Annotated in this window: 18 protein-coding genes; 10 read left to right on the plus strand and 8 right to left on the minus strand. The window is 53.1% G+C overall.

Going from position 1 to position 21,660, the window contains the following annotated elements; genetic code table 11:
• Nucleotides 1–2: 2 nt before the first annotated feature.
• From ABU190_RS04425 to ABU190_RS04440, 4 genes are read right to left on the minus strand one after another with little or no spacing between them, the layout of a single operon-like run.
• The gene (locus ABU190_RS04425) at nucleotides 3–920 is read right to left on the minus strand and encodes a 3-hydroxyacyl-CoA dehydrogenase family protein (protein WP_354690515.1); all 918 of its coding nucleotides are present in this window, start codon (nucleotides 918–920) and stop codon (nucleotides 3–5) included.
• Nucleotides 921–931: 11 nt separating this feature from the next.
• Complete coding sequence (locus tag ABU190_RS04430; protein ID WP_354690516.1) at nucleotides 932–2,113, minus strand: acetyl-CoA C-acetyltransferase; 1,182 nt, start codon at nucleotides 2,111–2,113, stop codon at nucleotides 932–934.
• A gap of 11 nt (nucleotides 2,114–2,124) precedes the next feature.
• Nucleotides 2,125–2,781, minus strand: coding sequence for a CoA transferase subunit B (locus tag ABU190_RS04435; RefSeq protein ID WP_039078995.1), 657 nt, complete (start codon nucleotides 2,779–2,781; stop codon nucleotides 2,125–2,127).
• Nucleotides 2,782–2,790: 9 nt separating this feature from the next.
• The gene (locus tag ABU190_RS04440; protein ID WP_039078996.1) at nucleotides 2,791–3,489 is read right to left on the minus strand and encodes a CoA transferase subunit A; all 699 of its coding nucleotides are present in this window, start codon (nucleotides 3,487–3,489) and stop codon (nucleotides 2,791–2,793) included.
• 142 nt (nucleotides 3,490–3,631) lie between these two features.
• Here ABU190_RS04440 and ABU190_RS04445 point away from each other — a divergent pair, with 142 nt between their 5' ends.
• A complete protein-coding gene (locus ABU190_RS04445) occupies nucleotides 3,632–4,525 on the plus strand; it encodes a LysR family transcriptional regulator (RefSeq protein WP_354690517.1) in 894 nt (297 codons plus the stop codon).
• Here the strand turns inward: ABU190_RS04445 and ABU190_RS04450 are convergent.
• Entirely contained in the window at nucleotides 4,518–5,129 is a 612-nt protein-coding gene (locus tag ABU190_RS04450) for a GNAT family N-acetyltransferase (protein ID WP_354690518.1), read from the minus strand. The genes ABU190_RS04445 and ABU190_RS04450 overlap by 8 nt on opposite strands.
• A 118-nt stretch (nucleotides 5,130–5,247) precedes the next feature.
• Here ABU190_RS04450 and ABU190_RS04455 point away from each other — a divergent pair, with 118 nt between their 5' ends.
• A complete protein-coding gene (locus ABU190_RS04455) occupies nucleotides 5,248–5,613 on the plus strand; it encodes a hypothetical protein (protein WP_039078999.1) in 366 nt (121 codons plus the stop codon).
• A gap of 171 nt (nucleotides 5,614–5,784) precedes the next feature.
• A complete protein-coding gene (locus tag ABU190_RS04460) occupies nucleotides 5,785–6,528 on the plus strand; it encodes a class I SAM-dependent methyltransferase (protein WP_354690519.1) in 744 nt (247 codons plus the stop codon).
• A gap of 42 nt (nucleotides 6,529–6,570) precedes the next feature.
• Here the strand turns inward: ABU190_RS04460 and ABU190_RS04465 are convergent, their stop codons facing one another.
• Nucleotides 6,571–7,848 (minus strand): glycoside hydrolase family 10 protein, encoded by a 1,278-nt coding sequence (locus ABU190_RS04465; RefSeq protein WP_354690520.1) that lies wholly within the window; start codon nucleotides 7,846–7,848, stop codon nucleotides 6,571–6,573.
• Nucleotides 7,849–8,194: 346 nt separating this feature from the next.
• Between ABU190_RS04465 and ABU190_RS04470 the strand changes: the two genes are divergently transcribed.
• The gene (locus tag ABU190_RS04470) at nucleotides 8,195–11,122 is read left to right on the plus strand and encodes an HD domain-containing phosphohydrolase (RefSeq protein WP_354690521.1); all 2,928 of its coding nucleotides are present in this window, start codon (nucleotides 8,195–8,197) and stop codon (nucleotides 11,120–11,122) included.
• A 60-nt stretch (nucleotides 11,123–11,182) separates the two neighbouring features.
• Here the strand turns inward: ABU190_RS04470 and lysC are convergent, their stop codons facing one another.
• Nucleotides 11,183–12,544, minus strand: a complete 1,362-nt coding sequence (gene lysC / locus ABU190_RS04475) for a lysine-sensitive aspartokinase 3 (protein WP_354690522.1) — start codon at nucleotides 12,542–12,544, stop codon at nucleotides 11,183–11,185.
• A 779-nt stretch (nucleotides 12,545–13,323) separates the two neighbouring features.
• On the opposite strand from lysC, the gene ABU190_RS04480 reads away from it, so the two are divergent.
• A complete protein-coding gene (locus tag ABU190_RS04480) occupies nucleotides 13,324–14,709 on the plus strand; it encodes a diaminobutyrate--2-oxoglutarate transaminase (protein ID WP_039079003.1) in 1,386 nt (461 codons plus the stop codon).
• A gap of 17 nt (nucleotides 14,710–14,726) precedes the next feature.
• On the plus strand, nucleotides 14,727–16,190 hold the full coding sequence (locus tag ABU190_RS04485; protein WP_039079004.1) for an aspartate aminotransferase family protein: 1,464 nt from the start codon (nucleotides 14,727–14,729) through the stop codon (nucleotides 16,188–16,190).
• A gap of 60 nt (nucleotides 16,191–16,250) precedes the next feature.
• Here ABU190_RS04485 and ABU190_RS04490 read toward each other — a convergent pair whose 3' ends face one another.
• Entirely contained in the window at nucleotides 16,251–17,441 is a 1,191-nt protein-coding gene (locus tag ABU190_RS04490; protein WP_354690523.1) for a citrate synthase family protein, read from the minus strand.
• 493 nt (nucleotides 17,442–17,934) lie between these two features.
• Here ABU190_RS04490 and ABU190_RS04495 point away from each other — a divergent pair, with 493 nt between their 5' ends.
• The 4 genes from ABU190_RS04495 to ABU190_RS04510 all read left to right on the plus strand — a co-directional run bounded on the left by ABU190_RS04495 (nucleotide 17,935) and on the right by ABU190_RS04510 (nucleotide 21,602).
• A complete protein-coding gene (locus tag ABU190_RS04495) occupies nucleotides 17,935–19,263 on the plus strand; it encodes an MFS transporter (protein ID WP_071194213.1) in 1,329 nt (442 codons plus the stop codon).
• Between the two features lie 121 nt (nucleotides 19,264–19,384).
• Entirely contained in the window at nucleotides 19,385–19,762 is a 378-nt protein-coding gene (locus ABU190_RS04500) for a VOC family protein (protein ID WP_354690524.1), read from the plus strand.
• Nucleotides 19,763–19,832: 70 nt separating this feature from the next.
• On the plus strand, nucleotides 19,833–20,786 hold the full coding sequence (locus ABU190_RS04505; RefSeq protein WP_354690525.1) for a 2-hydroxyacid dehydrogenase: 954 nt from the start codon (nucleotides 19,833–19,835) through the stop codon (nucleotides 20,784–20,786).
• 51 nt (nucleotides 20,787–20,837) lie between these two features.
• Nucleotides 20,838–21,602 (plus strand): SDR family oxidoreductase, encoded by a 765-nt coding sequence (locus ABU190_RS04510; RefSeq protein WP_071194210.1) that lies wholly within the window; start codon nucleotides 20,838–20,840, stop codon nucleotides 21,600–21,602.
• The last annotated feature ends 58 nt before the right edge of the window (nucleotides 21,603–21,660 follow it).

Consider the following 21,660-nt stretch of genomic DNA (forward strand, 5'->3'; position numbering starts at 1 on the left):
CATTAAGGCTTTAGGGCATGACGCAGTTGCCAGGCGCGTCGTTGTTGGATGCGTACGCGTCGCGCCTCATCCCAGTGATAAAATCCGTCTCCGCTACGCTCGCCGGTATCGCCGCGTTGCGTTTTTTCCTTGATCAGTTCGAGCATCGCATCGCCCTGGGCAAGCTCGGGTAGCAGGTGGCTATAGATGTCCAGTACGGTGTTAAGGCCGGTCATATCCGCCGCTTCCAGTGGGCCCACCATGGCATAGCGCCGACCAAGCGACGCACGCATCACCTGATCCACCACCCCGGCGCTGGCAATGCCGCTATGGACGATGTGTAAGGCTTCCCGCAGCAGGGCAAACTGCAGGCGGTTGCCGATAAAACCGGGAGCGGCGCGGTCAAGCTTTACCGCCTCCAGTTCAAGGCGGCGTAAAAGCTGATACACCGTCTCAACGTACTGCGGATCGGTCTGGCTGCCGGGAACCACTTCGACCAGCGGAATAAAGTGGGGCGGGTTCCAGAAATGGGCGATCAGCAGACGCGAGGGATGCGTCAGTTTTGCCGCCAGCGCATCCGGTGGCAGGCCGCTGGTATTACTGGCAATGATCGCCTCTGGGGCAATGCGTTTTTCCAGCTCGGCATAAAGCGCGTGTTTAAGCTCCAGACGTTCAGGAATTGCCTCGATAAGCAGGCGGGCATCCGCAAGATCGTCAAGTGACGTTGTCACGTGAAGCCGCGCCAGCGTCGCCGGTTTGTCTGTGTCGCTGAATTGCCCGGCGTCCTGCAGTTCGCTGAGGATGGCGCTCGCGGCACCTGCCACTTCTACCAGACGAGCCGGGTCGGTATCGTAGATCAGAACGTCCTGATGAAAGCGGGCGAAGTGGGTGGCAATGCCGATCCCCATGAGGCCTGCGCCGATGACCACGGTCTGCTGCATGCTGTTCTCCTTCATCGGGCCACCGCCAGCGCGACGCCCTGACCGCCGCCGACGCAAAGCGTCGCCAGCCCTTTGTGTGCATCACGGCGCTGCATTTCATGCAGGAGCGTGACCAGAATGCGACAGCCCGACGCGCCAATCGGATGACCGAGGGCGATCGCGCCGCCATTCACATTGACGCGTTCGCTGTTCCAGCCCAGTTCGTCGCCGACGGCCAGCGCCTGGACGGCAAAAGCTTCGTTAGCTTCAATCAGATCAAGGTCGTTGATATCCCAGCCTGCGCGTTTCAGGGCCGCACGCGTTGCCGGAACCGGGCCAAGCCCCATTACCGCCGGATCAACACCCGCCACCGCATAGCCGGCAATGTGGGCCATTGGGGTAAGGTTAAGCGCGCGGGCTTTCTCCGCACTCATCACCAGCACTGCCGCGGCACCGTCGTTGAGTGATGATGCGTTGCCCGCCGTCACCGTTCCGCCATCCGGTCGAAACGCCGGGCGCAGACGGTTTAATAATTCCAGCGAGGTTTCCGGGCGCGGCGGCTCATCCTGGCTGACCACAAGCGGCTCTTTTTTGCCGCGCGGAACGCTAACGGGGGTGATTTCCGCGCTGAATCGCCCGGCCTCACGGGCAGCGACCGCTTTTTGCTGTGAGGTAAGGGCAAAGGCATCCTGACGCGCACGGTCAATCGCGTATTTTTCTGCGAGGTTTTCCGCCGTAATGCCCATGTGATAGTCGTTGAACGCATCCCACAAACCGTCGTGAATCACGCTATCAAGCATATTGCTGTGACCAAGGCGTAACCCGGCGCGCGCGCCGTCCAGCAGATAGGGCGCGTTACTCATACTTTCCTGACCGCCGGCGATCACAATGTGCGCATCGCCGCTGCGGATCGCCTGCACCGCCTGCAATACCGCTTTGAGCCCGGAGCCGCAAACCTGGTTGATAGTCACCGCGGGTGTGGTCACCGGGATCCCCGCCTGCAACGCCGTCTGCCGCGCCGGGTTTTGCCCGCAGCCCGCACTTAACACCTGGCCAAAAATGACCTCGTCTACCTGATCGGGACGAATTCCGCTCTTTTCCAGCAACGCTTTCACTACAACGACGCCAAGCTCAACCGCCGGGAGGGGAGCCAGCGCGCCATGAAAATTACCGGTGGGTGTACGGGTTGCTGCGACAATTACCACGTCCTGCATCTGTTCGCTCCTCATTGGAAACGCATCTCGGGGACCACATCAGGCACGATGAGGCGCCCGGCAGTTTTGCTGACGATCTCGTCCACGCTGACGCCCGGCGCGCGCTCTTTAAGCACGAACGCCCCGTTCTCAATTTCCAGGTAGGCCAGGTCAGTCAGAACGCGGCGAATGCAGTTCGCCCCGGTCAGCGGAAGGGTGCAGTGATCCAACAATTTGGACTCACCGCTTTTTGAGGCATGGGTCATCACCACGATAATGTTTTCCGCGCCCGCCACCAGATCCATCGCGCCGCCCATGCCTTTCACCATTTTGCCGGGGATCATCCACGAGGCGATATTACCGTCGACATCCACTTCAAAGGCGCCAAGGACGGTTAAATCCACGTGGCCGCCACGGATCATGGCGAAGGACTGCGCCGAGTCGAAAATGGCCGCGCCGGGTCTGGCGGTCACTGTCTGCTTTCCGGCATTGATCATGTCGGCATCTAACTCAGCTTCGGTGGGAAACGCCCCCATACCGAGCAAGCCGTTTTCGGATTGCAGCATCACATCAACGCCAGGCGGGACGAAGTTCGCTACCAGTGTCGGGATACCAATACCCAGATTGACGTAGTAGCCATCACGCAGTTCGCGCGCCACGCGCTGCGCCATCTGTTCACGTGTCAACATATCGGCTCCTTATGCGCGCAGCGTGCGCTGTTCAATACGTTTTTCGAATCGGCCCTGAATCAGGCGATCCACATAGATACCGGGGGTGTGAATGGCGGCGGGGTCGAGTTCACCTGGTGGCACAATCTCTTCCACCTCCACCACGGTTATTTTTCCGGCGGTGGCCATCAGCGGGTTGAAATTTTGCGCCGTGTGGCGATAGATGACATTGCCGTACCAGTCGGCCTTCCAGCCTTTAACGATGGCGAAATCGCCGGTAATGGCGCCTTCCAGGATGTACGGGCGACCGGCGAATTCACGCACCTCTTTGCCCTCGGCGACAGGGGTGCCATAACCGGTGGCGGTGAAAAAAGCCGGAATACCGGCACCGCCGGCGCGGATCTTCTCGGCCAGGCTGCCCTGCGGCGTCAGCTCCACTTCAAGCTCCCCTTTGATCACCAGCTCTTCAAAAAGGGCGTTTTCGCCAACGTAAGAGGCGATGACTTTACGGACCTGGCGGCTTTCCAGCAGGACGCCAAGGCCGAAGCCATCGACACCGCAGTTATTGGAAACCACCGTCAGGCCGTGTACATCGCGGCGGCGGATTTCGGCGATGAGATTTTCCGGAATACCGCACAGGCCAAAGCCGCCAGCCAGTACCGTCATGTTGTTGCTAAGCCCCTCGAGCGCCTCTTGATAACTTGCGACGCGTTTATCCAGTCCAGCCATTCGCTTGCCCCTGTGTTGTCCTTTTGCGGCATCATCCGGGGTGAAAAATGATTTGTTAATTTTGATTTTGTGACGGATTGATTTGCTTTTCTTATTAATTTTTTGTTAATTAATCTTTTTCAATAAGTTAATGAAATGATAAATGAGAATGACCATCAAACAGTTACGCGCGTTTTTAGCGGTAGCTCACACTCTTAACTTCGCCCATGCGAGTGAAAAGCTGAATATGTCGCAACCGGCCCTGAGTCTGGCGATTCGCGGGCTGGAAGAGGTTCTGGGGGGCGCATTGCTGATGCGGACCACGCGGCGGGTCACCCTTACGCCGGAAGGCGAGGCGCTTTTCCCGATGGCGCGCCAGCTTATTGCCGATTGCGATAACGCCGAAGAGGCGCTGCGTCAGCGTTTTACGCTACAGAGAGGCAAGGTGTCGGTTGCCGCGATGCCGTCTTTCGCTGCCAACGCGCTTCCCCCCGTGCTTAAGGCGTTTCGCGATCGCTATGCGGGTATTAACGTGACGGTGCATGATGTCATTAACGAACAGGTGATCGAGATGATAAGCGACGGGCGGGTGGAGATGGGGATCGCCTTTGAACCGGAGCCCGCGTCCAGCCTGCACTTTACGCCGCTGGCCATGGATCGCTTTCTGGCCGTGGTACCGCGCGACTGTCCGCTGGCACAAAAGGAGCAGGTTAGCTGGCGTGAACTGCTTAAGCTCGATTTTATTACGCTGCAACGGCCTTCAGCGGTACGCATCATGCTCGAAGAGAGACTGGCCCGTAGTGGGCATAAGCTGGAAGTGGCCTTTGAAAGTCATCAACTGGTGACGGTCGGTCGTATGGTGGCTAGTGGTCTTGGCGCAAGCGCGGTGCCCGCGTTGTGCGAAAAACAGATGATCGAACTGGGGGCGGTGTGTGTACCCTTGATAAACCCGGTGATCGAACGGCGCGTGGGGATTCTTCGCCTCGACCATGCGCAGCTTTCCACGGCGGCGCAGGCGCTGCTTAATACGCTTCGCGCCGCTTACAACGTCATCTGATCAGCGGAATGTGCGGTGCGGCGTCGGCAGGTAGATGGCCTGTCAGGCGCGGGTCGGCCTGTACTTCAACCTGAAAAGCGTAGGGGACAAAGCCTGAGCGGATATAAAAATTGAGCGCCGACGGGTGGTCAAAGGTACAGGTGTGTACCCAGAAACGTTCGATGGGTTTCGCAAAAGCGCGTTCTGTCGCTCTGCTCATAACGGCGCGGCCCAGCCCTTTGCCGGTTGTGCCCTCTACCAGCCCCAAAAACACCAGTTCACATTGACCGGGTTCACTAAAATCCAGCTCAAGCATACCGATATCCTCTGCGCCATCGCGAATAACCCAGGCTTCAACGTTCGGGTCGTTCAGGATAGCGGTCAGTTTGTCATCGGCCATATAGAGACGGGAAAACCACAGCCATTTAGCGCCAATCTTGCGAAACAGCGCGCGGTAGGCGACCAAATCCACATTAACCAGCGGCGCCAGGGTGATGCCCTCGGGCAGGGGTAAGGTTTCCTGCTGCGGTTTGGAACGCATTTCGAGACAGGTGACGACCGATGCCACATGTCCCGGCGGGACATCAGAATAGCCTAATGCGATGGAGGTGCTTGTAGTGCTCATTTATTTTCCTTAATTGCAGGTGCGTGCTCTCAGTTATTTCAGGACAGACTACATCTTTCATACGGATTTTAATATAATTGCATGAAATCGCGGCTTTTTATTTTAGTTAAGGTCAGGAATGAAACTCACAAGAGCAGTAATAATTGCTTTTAGTCTTCTCCTTTTGCAAGGTTGTGACACCCAGGAAACGAAAGTTAAAAAATTATTAAAGTGTGGTTTAGCCGTTGATGAATTAGGTAATGAACATGCACAGGATAATTATAAAAAGAACAGCATGCTGTTTTTCGGCACAACCCCGCCTGCACTAAGCCACAACGAGATGGTTAAAATTGGCGATAAGGCAAGAGAAGAGCTGTGGATGGATAGCAGAAACAGTCGCGGCACGGTACAAAAATTACTCGAAGTCTACGGCGAAAAATATTGTGTTGAGCTGCATCAGGAACCGAACGATAAGAATATCAAAATGCTAAGGCACCTGATGTGATGTGACATCGCTGGCGCGACATACGGGGTTTTGACGCGACAGAAACAAATATGCTCGCTGATGGTGCAAATTAGCTATGAAAAGGGGGGTTTTTCTCTACATGAGTTGTCGTCAGGGTTGGTATCGTTGAACGCTAATCTGAAGGCAATGAGCTGGTTATCGCGAGGGTGTATGATTATTAAAGGGCTGCAACAACGTTCGAAATGTAAGATATGTGACGGAAACGCTCAATTGCACGGTGTGCTTGATTTCAACACCTCTTGTTTGAGCACATTACCTGATCATGCCGTACTTCCGCTAACCGGCGTGCCCATTTATTACCATCGCTGCGAAAACTGCGGATTAATTTATACCCATGCTTTCGATGACTGGACATTTGATGATTTTAAAACGCATATCTATAACGATGAATATGTGTTGCATGATCCAGATTTTACAGGTGCCCGCTCGAAAAGTAATCTCGAATTAATTATGTCCAATTTTGAAGCGATTAAAGAGTGGCGTGTTCTGGATTATGGCGGTGGCGATGGGCAGCTTGCGCAACTGTTATGTGCAGAGGGTGTGGATGCTGTTGGCTGGGATCCGTTCCATCTTAATAACCATCTCCCGACAGGTAAATTTGAACTGATTGTTTGTTTTGAGGTGTTTGAACATACGCCCACGCCCGTTGAGACGCTTATGGCTGCCTGCGATTATTTGAAAGAAAACGAAGGTGCGATATTTTTCTCCACACTGGTTAATGACTCAACCACCCGTGAGGGGATGAACCACTGGTATATTGCGCCACGAAATGGACATATCACCATTCACACAAAGCAATCACTGGAAATCTTATTCAGGAAAGTCGGGCTGGAAGTGATACATTTCAGCGACAGCTTTCATATGGGATATAATCCGGCAGGGATCGGCAATTAATATTCTGGCGGGTGTGTAGTAATGGCACCCGCCAGAATGTGATTAATTACCCCAGCGACGTTTCAGATAATTGACCGCCTGCTGGGTTTGCGGTTGGTTCAGATAATCCTCGCGGAACAGAATCGTGCCTTTTATTTGCGGCGTCGACTCATTCAAATCGAGCTGTTTTTTCAGTTCCGGCACGCCGCCATTGACCGTCCAGTCCGGCTCATTCTTTGATGGTTCGCCCACTTTATACAGCGCAACGCCAATATACAGACGAGTTTTCGTCGGTTTTACAACGTCCGCCCACCATTTCGCCAGCACATCATAACGCGCCGCGTCACGGGCAAACGGCCAGTATAACTGCGGGGCGATGTAGTCCAGCAATCCTTGCTGTACCCAGCGGCGGGTATCAGCGAAAGACTCATCATAGGCAGCGGCGCCTCGCGTATCGGAACCTGCCGGGTCGAAAGAGCGGTTACGCCATACCCCGGCTGGGCTGACGCCAAACTCAACATCCGGGTTAATCTGTTTGATGGTACGCGAAACCTGTTCAATCAACTGCTGCGTATTATGCCGTCGCCAGTCGGCCTTCGACGCAAATCCCTGACCATATTTTCTGAACGTCTCGCCGTCATTAAGTGCAGAACTCGCCGTCTCGGTATAGAAGTAGTCATCAAACTGCACGCCATCGACCGGATAGCGGCTGACAACCTCTGCCACGATGCTGGTTATCCAGTCCCGCGCATCCGGAATACCGGGATCCAGAACAAACCGGTCACCCGCCGTACGTACCCAGTCGCGATGCAGGACAAAGACGCTGGAGGGATGCAGCGGCAGGGTTGAATTCAGCCCGGCCACCGTAGAGGGTTTAATATTGGTGGATACACGGTAAGGGTTAAACCAGGCGTGTACCCGCATACCGCGCTTGTGTGCTTCATCGAGTATAAATTGCAGCGGATCGTAGCCCGGATCCTGACCAATTTTCCCCGTGAGGGTATCGGACCAGGGCAGAATTTTTGACGGCCACAGCGCCGTGCCATCCGGTTTTACCTGGAAAAAGACGGTATTGATGCCAAGGCTTTTGAGCTTATCCAGCTTTACCCGCATGGCTTGCTGCTGCTGATCAATACGGCTTTGCGCACTGCCTACGCCATTCACCGAGGCAAGCGGCGGCCAGTCAAGACGGGAAACTGTTGCCAGCCAGATCCCACGCACCGGCTCGTTGTTTTGCGACGTTTTATCCGCGATGGGATGTTTAGCGATCGGTGGAAGCGGGGTAACGAGCGAGACGGGTGGCTTAGAGGTACAACTGGCGAGTAACAGCGCCGTTGCCATAAACACACTGGCTTTTTTGATTTTCGTTAATGGAAACAAACGACGTGAGCGGTTAATGGGATACTCCAGTATTTCAGGTTGTCGCCTGGAGGCACATTTTCGGCTTATTACGGGGTAAGTCAATGCGTTAAAGCGTATTGCGCACACGCGCAGAGCGGCCGACCGATGCTGCTTTGCCAGTGGTAACGACAACTTGCAGGGCTTAATGCATGACAGGATCGGGCAAATTCTGACTTAATACGCAGAAAAATAGTCTTTTTTTGGAGCGCCTGTCGCTTTTAACGGCTTCGGTTATGCTTAGAAATGTATTCGTATCTTTCCTGGAAAAGCCCAAGGAAAAGCGCCAATGAAAACGCGAATAAGAAAACTAAAAAACCGATATCCGTTGCACATCCAGATAACCGTTCTTTTTACACTACTCATTGTTTCAATTGGCAGCATTATCATTCTTTTCAACCATAGTCGGCTGACAAAGCTTGCGGAAGTCAGCACACATCAACGCTACCAACAAACGGGTAAAGCGATGGCGGCGGAGCTGAATTCGCTGACACGCACAATGGCGAGTTCGGTCAATATGCTGGCGAAGATGCCTGTCGCTGATGCCATGACAGAACCACAGCGCATGACGCAGTTGAGTAGCTTCATCACGATCCTGCAACAGAATGATTATGCCAGCTCCGTCTACAGCGCCTGGGACAACGGAGACTTTTTTATTCTTCGTCGCTTAACGAACCAAAATCGGGCGTTATTTAAAAGCCCGGCTAATGCCCAATGGCTGGTACAAAATTACCGATTTGAGGTAAATCCTCCCGAGAAAAAAGCGTTTTATTTAGACAGTGCGCAAAACATTATTTCATTGGCCACTGTGCCCTATGATAATTACGATCCCCGCACCCGGAAATGGTATACGCTCGCCCACGACGAAAAAGGACTGATTACCTCACCCAATTATATTTTTAAAGCCACAGGCGAAACCGGTTTTACCTACAGTCAACGGGCTGATAATCAGCATGCGGTGATGGGCCTCGATGTATCTCTCGCTTTACTTTCCGCCTTTTTGCAACAACAAGGGCTACCGCCTGGCAGCCAGGCCGCCATCCTGTCAGAGTCCGGTGAGATTATCGCCAGCCTGCCAACAGGTGAGGTTGGTAATAACGGCGGTTTGAACATGGATAACTTGCCGGTATTACAATCATTACTGGCACATGATGATGCCAGGCGCAGTCGTATTTTCACTGTTGGAAACGAAGCCTGGTATGGCTCGGTGGTTAACATTCACAGTTCGGGAAATGACTACCGACTGGTGATTGCCACCCCGGCGGTTTTTTTGACGGCCGATGCCAGTGCAATCAGCGATCGTTCCACGCTGATCGCTTTCCTGTTACTCCTCCTCAGCCTGCCGGTTATCTGGTATTTCTCGCGCAAAATCTCTCATCCGTTACTCAGACTGCGTGAAGATGCGGAGGAGATAAGCCAGTTAAATTTTGAGGCCGAAGAGCGTCCCGGTGGCCGATCGATCATCGAAGAGATAGATGATTTGCATACTGCGATGGCAAAAATGAAGCAGACGCTGATCAAATTTATTTCGATGGGCAGTATGCTGACCGTTAAGAATAATTTTACCCAGCAAATGCAGGGACTACTGACCGAAACGACGGAAATCGCTGACATGACCGGCGGAATGGTTTTTCTTTCCAATCAGGATGCGAATGTGTTCACGCCCGCCGCGTTTCGTTGGCGCGAGGAAAACATCGATTTCTCGGACATTCAACCGCTCGCCGTTGACCATGAACACTACGCCAGGTTCTGGCAACTCTTACAGGGGCAGACGGTAAGCGGCATGTTGACCCGTGAAAATATCCCCCCGTCACTGCTGGCGTTTCTTTTACCGCATCTCCCGGTGCGTTATGTCGCCGTACCGATGCAAACCCACGATAATCACCCCATGGGTTTCCTGCTGCTGTTTAATACCGATGTGCTGAGCGATAAACAGGAAAATGCAAAAATTCAGTTGATTAATTCGCTGGTCGGCATGCTTTCGGTGGCGATCGAAGCGCAACATCTTTTGGCAGAACAGAAGAAACTGCTCAATGCCTTTATTAAACTGATCGCCGGGGCGATTGATGAGAAAAGCCCCTATACCGGTGGCCATTGCCAGCGCGTCCCGGTTATCACAAAAATGCTGGCAAAAGCCGCCGTAGAAGCACAAGACGGGCCTTTCGCCAGCTTTACGCTTTCCGCAAATGAGTGGGACGAATTACATACCGCCTGCTGGCTGCATGATTGCGGGAAGATCACCACCCCGGAAGTTGTCGTGGATAAAGCCACCAAGCTTGAGCAGATCTACAACCGGATCCATGAAATCCGCATGCGCTTTGAACTGCTTAAACGGGAAAAAGAAATTGAGTTCTTGCGCCCTCACGGGAAGGGCACTGATACGCAGGCGCTGGACGCGACGTTGCGCCAGCTTGACGACGATTTCTACTTTATTGCCCGCTGTAATATTGGCAGCGAGTTTCTCTCTGATAATGCACTGGCACGTATTAGTAAGATTGCCAACTACCGCTGGACGCGCACACTCGACGATACTGTGGGCATTTCACAAGAGGAGTTGATGCGTAAACAACGTCAGCCCGCCGCGCCGTTACCCGCACAAGAGCCGATGCTCGCAGATAAAGAAGAGCACATTGTCTACCGCACCGATGTCAGTAAAGAGGCTGACAGATATCACTTCAAACTGAAAAAACCGTTGTACCAGTATAATCATGGTGAAATTTATAATTTGCGTATCCGGCGCGGCACGTTGAATGAGGAAGAGCGCTACAAAATCAATGAACACATTATGCAGACCATTATCATGCTGGATAATTTGCCATTCCCACGCACAATGGCCAATGTGCCGACGATTGCGGGTGGACATCATGAACGGGTAGACGGCAAAGGCTACCCATATCAGCTTAATGATTCGCAGATGAGTATGCAGGTCAAAATGCTGGCGATTGCCGATGTTTTCGAAGCATTAACGGCCATCGACCGACCGTATAAACCGGGGAAATTGCTTTCTGAGGCGCTGGGTATCATGGTCAGTATGGTCAATGAACATCACCTGGACCGGGAGCTGTTTATCCTCTTCCTGCAATCGGGCGTCTGGCTTGATTATGCACAAACCTATCTGGATCCCGAGAAAACGGACAACGTGAATGTTTCGGCGCTGGTGGCAAAAATTAAGCCGCAACACGTTGAAGGGGTAACACCAGAAACCAGCCCGGCTTAAATACCGTAGGTCGTTGACCCGAAGCGAGCAGGACATCCGCTCGCTTCGGGTTGCGCAGTCTTATTCAAATAAACTGCGATGAAGCGTTTTTACCGCGCTGTCTGAGGAGGCGGCCGGCAGCAGGAAACAGAGCGTATGGTCGGACGCACCGTGGCAAATCATCCGCACGTGATGTTTTTCCAGCTCAGTGAACACATCTTTGCAGACACCGGAAGCCTGAGTCAGGTCGTTACCGATGAGCGTCACCAGGTCCAGACCGGTTTCCAGCTCAACGCGACAGCGGGAAGAGAGTTCGGTCAACAACGATGTGGTCAATGAGTCTGCATCACCGGAGGTCGCGCCCGATGCGTTGAGGATCAGCGCAATGCTGGTTTCTGAGGTGGTGACCAAATCAATCACCGTATTATGTCGCGACAACACCGCAAACATCTCAGCCAAAAAAACGCAGGCCGGTTGGGTATGCAGACTGTGCAATTTCAGCAGCGTCTGTTTACGACGCACGGCCAGCGCCCGGTAGCGGGGTGGGTTATCCGCATGGCAACACACCAGCGTGCCGCCCGCCGACGGGTTTTTACTGGAGCCCACAAAGACCGGTATATTTTTGCGCATCGCCGGCAGCATAGTGGCCGGATGCAGCACTTTTGCGCCATAGGCCGCCATTTCGCTGGCCTCAGAAAATGAGACGTTATCCATGCGCTGCGCCTGGGGAACAATGCGGGGATCGGTGGTGTAAATCCCGGCAACATCGGTCCAGATATCCACACGTGCGGCGTGTAATGCCTCGCCAAACAGTGACGCGCTGTAATCGCTACCGCCGCGACCCAGCGTTGTCGTATGCCCCTTCGCATCACTGCCAATAAAGCCCTGAGTGATCACCAGCGCCTGCTCAAGACGCGGGCGTAGCTGTTTTTCCGCCAGTTCTGCGATTGCCCCAGGCACCGGTTCTGCACAGCCGAAACAGTCATTTGTGCGAATCACTTTGCGGGCATCGAACCACTGTGTTTCAACGCCGCGTTCGCGCAACACTTCAACAAACAGCAGGCTGGACATCAGCTCGCCGTGGCTGACTAACGCGTCGTTCAACGCCGTTGAACTGACGCTGGCCGCTTCTTCGGCAAGACGGCTGATGTTTTCGAGCAGATGGTCGATTTCCTGACTGATAGCGGTTGGCTGGCTCAGGCGAGAAATAATGTTGTACTGAATGGCGCGTAGCGTTTCGATTTTGTCCGTGCGTTCACCACTCTCCAGGCCAGCGGAAAGCTCCACTAACAGATTGGTGACGCCAGCAGAGGCGGACAATACAACCAGACGAACATCTTGATCGGCAAGGACGATGGAGGCACTACGGTTCATCGCGTCAAAATCAGCAACACTGGTGCCGCCAAATTTCGCAACAACGATTTGTGGATAAATGCGAGTCATAACAATCTCATATCAGGGCGCCATATAAGGAATGGCATGAAAATTTTCATTCTCGGCATAAGGGAAGCGGGCTGCGTGAAGGGGATATACCCGTTACGTCAGCGGCTTACGCCTTACGAAATGTCCGCCCGCGAACATTTCTGGTTACAACCCAGGATGTTGCTCCCGTTGTCGATAACATGTTTGCCTGTAACGCGTTACCGGGGTGTTACTTATTTATGACTTAAATTATTAATTCCTTTTGCAATATGCGTTTCTTCTTTGTCGCGCAGGGTAAGCTTGCGAGAAAACGTCACGTTTTCTCGTTAGTTTTAACAAACGAAATCGTCGCTTTTACCCGCTATCGCGACGTGCGGGATTTTTATCGCGGGCATAGTAAGTGATTTAACCCGCCGGATCGATAATTTCCTTACGCTTTATGGCAAAGAAGTAAAAAAAATAATAATGCACTCAACTATTTCCATCATCATTAACTTTAAATGACAGCAAAGCCAGAATAAATAACCATAATATAGGTTAAGGCGATGTTGTTATCATGATGTTGTACATAAAACAGGCATTACTCACTAAGTAACAGAATTAGTTACAAAATATGATGCCTGCATTAAAGCCAGTTGCGTTGTTTCTCATTGATTTCAAATAAAAAAGCCTTAAACGGGTGTGGAAAATAAAATATTGAGTCCGTTGCTAAAAAAACATATATTAGCCGCGTTTTTTACACCCCCCCTTAAACATTAATTCAATCCGGCGTTAAACATACCCGCGGTTGTAGGAGTGATATGATGACGGATAAAGTCCGTATTGATACTTTGAGTGCTAATTCATTACCGCAAAGCAATGAAACCTTTTTAGCAAGACAAGCTGAGTTTGAATCCAATGTCCGCAGCTATCCGCGCAAATTGCCTTTAGCGATTGCCAAAGCACAGGGCGTTTGGATCACTGATGTGGAGGGCAATCAATACCTTGACTGCCTCGCAGGTGCCGGGACGATGGCGCTTGGTCATAACCATCCTGAAGTGCTTCAGAGCATCCAAAGTGTCATTACCAGTGGCTTACCGTTACATACGCTCGACCTGACCACGCCGTTGAAAGATGAGTTTTCATCTTATCTTCTGTCGCTGTTGCCGGGTCAGGGTAAAGAATACTGCCTGCAATTTACCGGTCCTTCCGGCGCTGACGCCGTTGAAGCCGCACTGAAACTGGCGAAAAAGGTCACTGGCCGTTCTGGCGTGATCAGCTTCTCCGGTGGTTACCATGGCATGACCCATGGCGCGCTCTCCGTGACGGGTAACCTGTCACCGAAAGAAGCCGTCAACGGTATGATGCCAGAAGTCCAGTTTATGCCGTATCCGAACCAGTACCGCTGCCCGCTGGGTATCGGCGGTGAAGCCGGTGTCAAAGCGCTGACCTACTACTTCGATAACCTGATTAACGACGTCGAAAGCGGTGTGCGTAAGCCTGCTGCTGTGATCCTGGAAGCCGTACAAGGCGAGGGCGGTGTTAACCCGGCCCCGGCTGAGTGGCTGCAGCGGATCCGTAAAGTGACCCAGGAACACGGCATTATGCTGATTATCGACGAAGTGCAGGCTGGTTTTGCCCGTACCGGTAAGTTGTTCGCCTTTGAACACGCGGGTATTGAGCCTGACATTATTGTCATGTCCAAAGCTGTGGGGGGCGGTCTGCCGCTGGCTGTACTGGGTATCAAAAAACAGTTTGACGCCTGGGCTCCGGGTCACCACACCGGGACGTTCCGTGGCAACCAGTTGGCAATGGCTACCGGCCTGACCACACTGAAAATCCTCAAAGACGATCGCATTGCCGATAAAGTCGCTGTGCAGGGCGAGTGGCTGAAAGGCAAACTGGCCGAGCTGCAGCAACGTTACCCGGTTATCGGTCACATTCGCGGTCTGGGTCTGATGATCGGTATCGAGATCGTGAAGCCGAACGAAGCGCAGGATCACATGGGTTGCTACCCGGCTGATGGCGAACTGTCTGCACTGCTGCAGAAAGAGTGCTTCAAAGCGGGTCTGATTCTGGAGCGCGGTGGCCGTAACGGTTGTGTACTGCGTCTGCTGCCTTCGCTGCTGATCAGCAATGCAGAACTGGAAATCTTCCTGGATAAATTTGAAACCGCGTTGCTGAACGCTGGCGTTAAGCCTGTTTAATCGGAGTTGTCGATCGCATGTCTGATATTAATCCGATTCTGTCAGGTTCTGAGCAGAGCATTGCTGCCTATCAGGACGCCATTGAGCAAAGCACAAAAGCCGTTGTGCAATGGTTACAGCAACCTGAGATGTATCAGGGCAAGACCGTCGAGCAGCTCCGCGAGCGCATCAAGTTAGAGTTCAACTCTCAGGGCCTGGGTAACCAGGCCGCTATTGAGCGCGCCGTGGAGTACTTCCTCAAAGACAGTCTGTCCGTGCACCACCCGCAGTGCGTGGCGCATCTGCACTGCCCGAGTCTGGTGATTAGCCAGGCGGCGGAAGTGCTGATTAACGCCACCAACCAGAGTATGGACTCCTGGGATCAAAGCCCGTCTGCCACCATCATGGAAGTGAAGCTGGTTGAATGGCTGCGTGAGCAGGTCGGTTTCGGGGCGGGCGACGCGGGTGTGTTCACCAGCGGCGGGACGCAGAGTAACCTGATGGGCCTGATGCTGGCGCGTGATGCATTCTTCGCGCGTCAGGGTCACTCTGTTCAGCAGAACGGCTTAACGGGCGATCTCAGCAAGCTCAAAGTGTTCTGTTCTGAAAATGCGCACTTCTCTGTGCAGAAGAATATGGCGCTTATGGGGCTGGGCTACCGTTCTGTCACGCTGGTGAAAACGGACGAATTCTCACGCATGGACGTGAGCGATCTGTCTGAGAAACTGGCACAGGCGAAAGCCAACGGTGAGCAGGTGATGGCGATTGTCGCAACCGCCGGCACCACCGATGCGGGCGCTATCGATCCGCTGGCCGATATCGCAGCACTGGCGGCAAAAGAAGGGATCTGGGTTCACGTCGATGCAGCCTGGGGCGGCGCACTGCTGCTGTCCGAGAAGTATCGTCATTACCTGAACGGTCTTGAGTTAGTGGATTCCGTGACACTGGATTTCCACAAACAGTTCTTCCAGACCATCAGTTGCGGCGCATTCTTGCTCAAAGATGCCCGTCACTATCAACTGATGCGTTACCAGGCGGCTTACCTGAACTCCGACTTTGACGAAGAGCACGGTGTTCCGAACCTGGTATCGAAGTCTTTACAGACCACCCGTCGTTTTGACGCCCTGAAATTGTGGATGGGCCTTGAAGCACTGGGTCAGAAGAAATATGCCGAAATCATCGATAACGGTGTAACGCTGGCGCAGGATGTGGCCGCCTGGGTTCTTGAACAGCCGCAACTGGAACTGGTCATGAAACCGCAACTGGCGAGCGTGCTGTTCCGCTTCCGTCCGGCGCAGGGAGATATGGCATTTGTTGCCCTGTTGAACCAGCGTATCGGCGATGCGCTGCTGGCTTCTGGCGCGGCGAACGTGGGTGTAACCGAAGCAGATGGCATCACCTGCCTGAAACTGACGTTGCTGAACCCGACCGTCAACCTGCAGGACGTTAAAGTGCTGCTGGAAAGCGTGAAAGCGTGCGGTCAGCAACTGCTGAACGCCTGATGTAGCCCCTGAGCCTGTAAAAACCGACAGCAGAAATGCTGTCGGTTTTTTTATGCCTGCTTAGTTGCGCCCGTTCCCCGGCACATTCAGATCTGGCCCGATGTAGCGACCGCGCGGGCGAATCACCTTACAGGTGTTGATTTGCTCCATCGCATGCGCCAGCAACCCGACGCTGCGGGCGATGGAGAAAAGCGCAAAGGCCGCATCGCCCTGTAGCCGGTAACGTGTTACCAGAGCGGCCAGCACCGCATCAATGTTGGGATAAAGCCCGGTCAGGGTCGTGACCTTTTCGATAAATTTGGCGATCTCTTGCGGCGGCTCGAACTCTTCCAGCAGGGCGACCGCGCGCGGGTCGCCATCGGGATACAGATGGTGGCCGAAGCCCGGAATCGGCAGCGCCGAGGAGAGATAACGGTTAACCACCTGTTCGGCACTGGAACGCTCGACCTCATCTAACAGCGCTTTCACGCGCGGGGTGGCATCGCCATGCAGCGGGCCGGTAAAGGTCGCCAGCCCGGTCAGCAGACAGGCGGGTAACGATGCGCCGTTAGAGGCGGCAATACGCGTGGCGAACGCGGAGCTGGTCAGCTCATGATCGGCAAGCAACACCATCGCTTTGCGCAGGAGATCCGCCACATCCTTTTCTTTTCCCCAGCCCTTTGCGAGACGCTGATGAATCAGCAAAGAGGGGGTATTTTCGGCACCAAATGTCGAGGCCAGATGGCCGACCAGGTTTGCCGCTTCTGCATGCAGTACGCGTGGCGTGCGCGCATGGGTGGAATGGCCCGTGGCGGTTGCCGTTGCCAGCGCGACAAACGCATGCGTGCGATCCGGCGGATAGGGCGGGTAATCACGCGCCTGAACGGAAAACGCGTCCAGGCTTTCTGCGTCCCATAGCAGGCGGGCGGTCTCTTCCAGCGTCGCCTCTTTAGCAAAGTTGATCACATCTTTTCCCCGGTAAAACAGACGACCACGGGCAAACGTCGAGATAGCTGTCGGAATACTGGGTTCGGTGCCAAAAAGGGTATTTGCGGCGAGCGTTTCCCGTTTCCGGCCTTGCTGCTTCTTCTGTTTCAGCTTCTGTATATTCTCGGCGCTGTACAGGCTGCGGCGTATGTTGTGTGGATCCGGATGGGAGGCAATCAATCCACGGCTAACGTATGCATAGATGGTTTGCGCACGCACGCCGAGAAAGTCCTGAACCTCCTCCAGCGTAAGCCATGGCGCTACTTTAGTTTTGGGTTCCATCATTGAGCCTGATCACCACTGAACCGAATCAATAAACTTTATATTTCAGTCGTTGTTCAATCAATGTTGATTAACATAATCAACTGATAGCCAGGTCGCAAAATGGTGAGATATTGGTGATGACGTGACATAAAGCGAGGAAATAAATACTCTGCCGCTTCGTTTTCTCATTGCATGTCATTTTGAGATACCTGAATAAGGATGTTGTCAACGAAGAGATGCAATCTATCACTCACTCGTCACACTCCTGAGTTCTGATGACAGATATTTATATTGATTAATTTAATCAAGATTGATCCTGATAAGACCTTATTCTACCGTCAAATAAGTACTCAATGATCAAAACGACAAAATGAATGACGGTAAATATAAAGCATTAATTATAACAACTACCGCACATTTTTGTCGGCAAGAACACTTACCCGTAATTATTACCTCTCTGAAATTGCAGGGCGGTAAATAAAAGAACACCTACAAATCCATGAAGGACAAAAATATGAACCATGTGCAACAACCAGAGCTTGCCGAGGCAGCAAGAGAGGCCGACATAGCAACACCGCGAAAGGCAACACGCATTCGATATTACATGCTGGGCCTTATTTTGTTTGCGACAATCCTTAATTTTGTCGACAGGTCGTGTATTGGTATTCTGGCCCCGTTTATCAGTAAAGATCTGACTCTCGATAAAGTTCAGATGGGACAGATATTCGCGGCATTTGGCCTGACATATGCCTTTGCGCTTATCCCCGGTGGTATTATTGCCGACGTGCTAGGCTCCCGTATTGCTTACGCTTTTTCGCTGATTACCTGGTCGCTGGCGACCATGACGCAAGGGCTGGCAAGCGGATTTAATATGCTGTTCGGTTCACGACTGGCGATTGGGGCCCTTGAAGCACCGGCTTTTCCCTCTAATGCACGCGCGGTCACCATGTGGTTTCCGACCAGCGAAAGGGGATTTGCGACCAGCGTATATGTTATGGGGCAATACATCGGTACCCCCTTATTCACCGGTCTGATTTTATGGATGGCGAATGGTTTTGGCTGGCGTTCCGCCTTTTATCTGACCGGTGGTGCTGGCGTGCTTTTCGGTATTCTGTGGTACTTCTGGTACCGCGATCCGCTCAATCATCGCTCGGCAAATGCGGCGGAACTGAAGCATATTCGTGAGGGCGGCGGCCTTGTCGGTAAAAAAGAGCGTGACCGTTTCGACTGGAAAAATGCGCTGCGCTTGTTGAAACACCGTCAAATTCTGGCGATTTGTCTGGGTAAATTCTGCAATAATGCCATCCTGGTATTTTTCACCACCTGGTTTATGACTTATCTCGTCGAAGAGCGTCAGATGACAATGATTAAGGTGGGGATTTTCCAGGCGTTGCCATTTCTCGGCGCAACCGCAGGGATTCTGTTAGCGGGTTTCTTCTCTGATTATTTCATTCGCCGTGGTTATTCTATGTCAGCAGCGCGCAAAGCGCCGTTGATCATCGGTACGCTGCTGGGGTCTTCTATATTACTGGTTAATTTCGTCACCTCGAATGAGTTGATTATCGCTATTTTAACCGTCTCTTTCTTTGCGCAGGGGGTAGGGTCGTCGTCCTGGGCTGCTGTGTCGGAAATTGCACCACGGCAATATATTGGGTTAACCAGCAGCATCACCAGCCTTGCCGCTAATATTGCTGGCGTCACCACGCCGATCATGATTGGTTATATTCTGCATGCTACGGGCCAGTTCTTTTGGGCGCTCAATATGATGGGGATTATGTGTTTGATTGGCGCATTCGCCTATTCATTCCTTCTCGGACCATTATCCCGAATTGAAATGGATTAACGCGATTGGCGAAATAGCACGTTAAATGCCACCGCGATTGTGTACTGATTTATTCAGCCTGCGCCGTTAAATAATCAAACCGTCATACGGTCAGGCTGGAATTATAACGAGGGAGAGAGAAGTGATTAAGTTTAAATGGGACCATTTACAACTGCGTAGCCAAGACCCGGAATTGACCGCGTCATGGTTTGAACGTTGCCTGGATGCCGAAATTATCCGTAAGCCAGGCAAAGTGGATATTCGCCTTGCCGGAATCGATATCTTTATCGCGCCAGTAACTGATGGCGATGGCGTTGCGCCAGCACCACTGCCGCCATACCAGGGGCTGGACCATTTTGGCCTGACGGTCGACAACCTCGATGACGTGGCCGCCGAATTAAAAAAACGCGGCGTGGTATTTACTCAGGAGCCAAAAACGCTTCGTCCCGGTGTGCGCGGGTGCTTTATTCGCGGACCGCAAAATATCGCCATTGAAATACTTGAAAGAGACCTGCCATAAATTCGGCAGTGCGCAGGCAATAACGACTAACACGCCAGCCATTGATTGGCGCAACTATGGATCTGATGTTATGAAACCCAGTATTTTACAGTTAAACCCTATTTTGATTCCCGCGATTAGCGAGAAATTGAACGACCTCTATACCGTTTACCGTTACTTTGAGATCGACGATAAAGAGGCCTTTATTAAAGAACACGGTAATAGCATTCGTGGCGTTGTCTCCGGTGGTCATACGGGTATTAGCAATGCGCTTATGGAAAAACTGCCCGCGCTTGAAGTGGTCGCTATTAATGGCGTTGGTGTGGATGCGGTCGATCTGGACTACGCCCGCAAACGTGGAATTCATGTTACTGCCACGCTTGGCGCGCTGACAGAAGATGTGGCTGACCTTGCCATTGGCCTGCTGATCGCGACCTGTCGCGGTATCTGTTCCGGCGATCGCGTGGTGCGTAACGGCCTGTGGGCGAAAAATCCGCATCCGGGGTCCATACCGCTTTCCCGCCGTTTCAGCGGCATGCGGGTCGGCATTGTCGGAATGGGCCGGGTAGGGCGCGCCATTGCCGCCCGCGCATCGGCATTCGGATGCCCGATCAGCTATACCGATCTGCATGCCATGCAAGACCTTGATTACCCGTTTATTGCTGACCTTCAGGAACTGGCCCGCCAGAGCGACGCGCTAATCCTTTCCGCTTCTGCGGACAAAGCGGAAGGCATTATTAATGCCGCAGTACTTGATGCGCTGGGACAGGGTGGTTTCCTCGTGAACATCGCTCGCGGAAAACTGGTCAATGAACCTGATCTGGTCGCGGCGTTAACCGAAGGTCGCATCAGCGGTGCGGGGTTGGATGTTTTCGTTGATGAACCGAATGTTCCTGAGGTGCTTTTTGGACTGGACAGCGTTGTGTTGCAGGCGCATCGCGCCAGTGCCACGGTGGAGACGCGTACCGCGATGGGAGAAATGGTGCTGGCGAGTCTTGCCCAGGCGCTTTCCGGACAGCGTCCCGAGAACAGTCTGACCCGTTGAGCAGGACTGCTATTATTCTGTTTATCAAACTATTAAATAAAGGAAGCAGTGATGATCACCTCAAGAAAGATTGCCCTGGTCACCGGCGCGGGCACCGGGATTGGCAGGGCAACGGCGCTGGCGCTGTTCCGTGCCGGCTATTTTGTTGTTCTCGCTGGCCGTCGTCTGGATCCGCTACTGGAGACAGTTGCCGCGATGGAAGATAGCAGTGACGGCGGCCAGACCATGGTCGTACCGACTGATGTAACCGACCCCGAATCGGTCAATGCGCTGTTTGCGCGGATCAAGGATAAGCTCGGGCGCCTTGATGTGTTGTTTAATAATGCCGGAACCAATTTTCCCGGTATCCCCTTTGAAGAGCTGAGCTACGAGAAGTGGTCCGCCGTGGTGAATGTCAATCTGACCGGAATGTTCCTTTGTGCTCAGGGCGCATTCCGCCTGATGAAGGAACAAACCCCGCAGGGGGGCCGTATCATTAACAATGGGTCTGTTTCGGCGCACGCGCCGCGTCCTGATTCGGCAGCCTATACGGCAACCAAGCATGGCGTGACCGGGCTGACGAAGAGTATTTCGCTCGATGGCAGAAAGTACGATATCGCCTGTGGGCAGATTGATATAGGTAATGCGTATACGGAACTATCGCAGCGGATGTCTAAAGGCGTGAAGCAGGCCAATGGCGAACTGGCGGTGGAAGCGATGATGGATGTGTCGCAGGTCGCTAACAGCGTGGTCTACATGGCCAGCGTTCCGCTTGATACCAATGTGCAGTTTATCACCGTGATGGCGACCAAGATGCCGTTTGTCGGGCGCGGTTAACGCCCAGCAACCAGACTCAGTCCGATTGCGCCTGACGCGTAAACGGACTGAGGACTGT

Source organism: Phytobacter sp. RSE-02 (assembly GCF_040578655.1).
Lineage (GTDB): Bacteria > Pseudomonadota > Gammaproteobacteria > Enterobacterales > Enterobacteriaceae > Phytobacter > Phytobacter diazotrophicus.

Bases quoted from the DNA above. Each gene is read 5' to 3' on its own strand.
- ABU190_RS04455 (WP_039078999.1), top strand. From the start codon at position 5,248: ATGAAACTCACAAGAGCAGTAATAATTGCTTTTAGTCTTCTCCTTTTG.
- ABU190_RS04485 (WP_039079004.1), top strand. From the start codon at position 14,727: ATGTCTGATATTAATCCGATTCTGTCAGGTTCTGAGCAGAGCATTGCT.
- ABU190_RS04510 (WP_071194210.1), top strand. From the start codon at position 20,838: ATGATCACCTCAAGAAAGATTGCCCTGGTCACCGGCGCGGGCACCGGG.
- ABU190_RS04425 (WP_354690515.1), bottom strand. From the start codon at position 920: ATGCAGCAGACCGTGGTCATCGGCGCAGGCCTCATGGGGATCGGCATT.
- ABU190_RS04470 (WP_354690521.1), top strand. From the start codon at position 8,195: ATGAAAACGCGAATAAGAAAACTAAAAAACCGATATCCGTTGCACATC.
- ABU190_RS04440 (WP_039078996.1), bottom strand. From the start codon at position 3,489: ATGGCTGGACTGGATAAACGCGTCGCAAGTTATCAAGAGGCGCTCGAG.
- ABU190_RS04460 (WP_354690519.1), top strand. From the start codon at position 5,785: ATGATTATTAAAGGGCTGCAACAACGTTCGAAATGTAAGATATGTGAC.
- ABU190_RS04495 (WP_071194213.1), top strand. From the start codon at position 17,935: ATGAACCATGTGCAACAACCAGAGCTTGCCGAGGCAGCAAGAGAGGCC.
- ABU190_RS04435 (WP_039078995.1), bottom strand. From the start codon at position 2,781: ATGTTGACACGTGAACAGATGGCGCAGCGCGTGGCGCGCGAACTGCGT.
- ABU190_RS04450 (WP_354690518.1), bottom strand. From the start codon at position 5,129: ATGAGCACTACAAGCACCTCCATCGCATTAGGCTATTCTGATGTCCCG.
- ABU190_RS04430 (WP_354690516.1), bottom strand. From the start codon at position 2,113: ATGCAGGACGTGGTAATTGTCGCAGCAACCCGTACACCCACCGGTAAT.
- ABU190_RS04490 (WP_354690523.1), bottom strand. From the start codon at position 17,441: ATGATGGAACCCAAAACTAAAGTAGCGCCATGGCTTACGCTGGAGGAG.
- lysC (WP_354690522.1), bottom strand. From the start codon at position 12,544: ATGACTCGCATTTATCCACAAATCGTTGTTGCGAAATTTGGCGGCACC.
- ABU190_RS04465 (WP_354690520.1), bottom strand. From the start codon at position 7,848: ATGGCAACGGCGCTGTTACTCGCCAGTTGTACCTCTAAGCCACCCGTC.
- ABU190_RS04505 (WP_354690525.1), top strand. From the start codon at position 19,833: ATGAAACCCAGTATTTTACAGTTAAACCCTATTTTGATTCCCGCGATT.
- ABU190_RS04480 (WP_039079003.1), top strand. From the start codon at position 13,324: ATGATGACGGATAAAGTCCGTATTGATACTTTGAGTGCTAATTCATTA.
- ABU190_RS04445 (WP_354690517.1), top strand. From the start codon at position 3,632: ATGAGAATGACCATCAAACAGTTACGCGCGTTTTTAGCGGTAGCTCAC.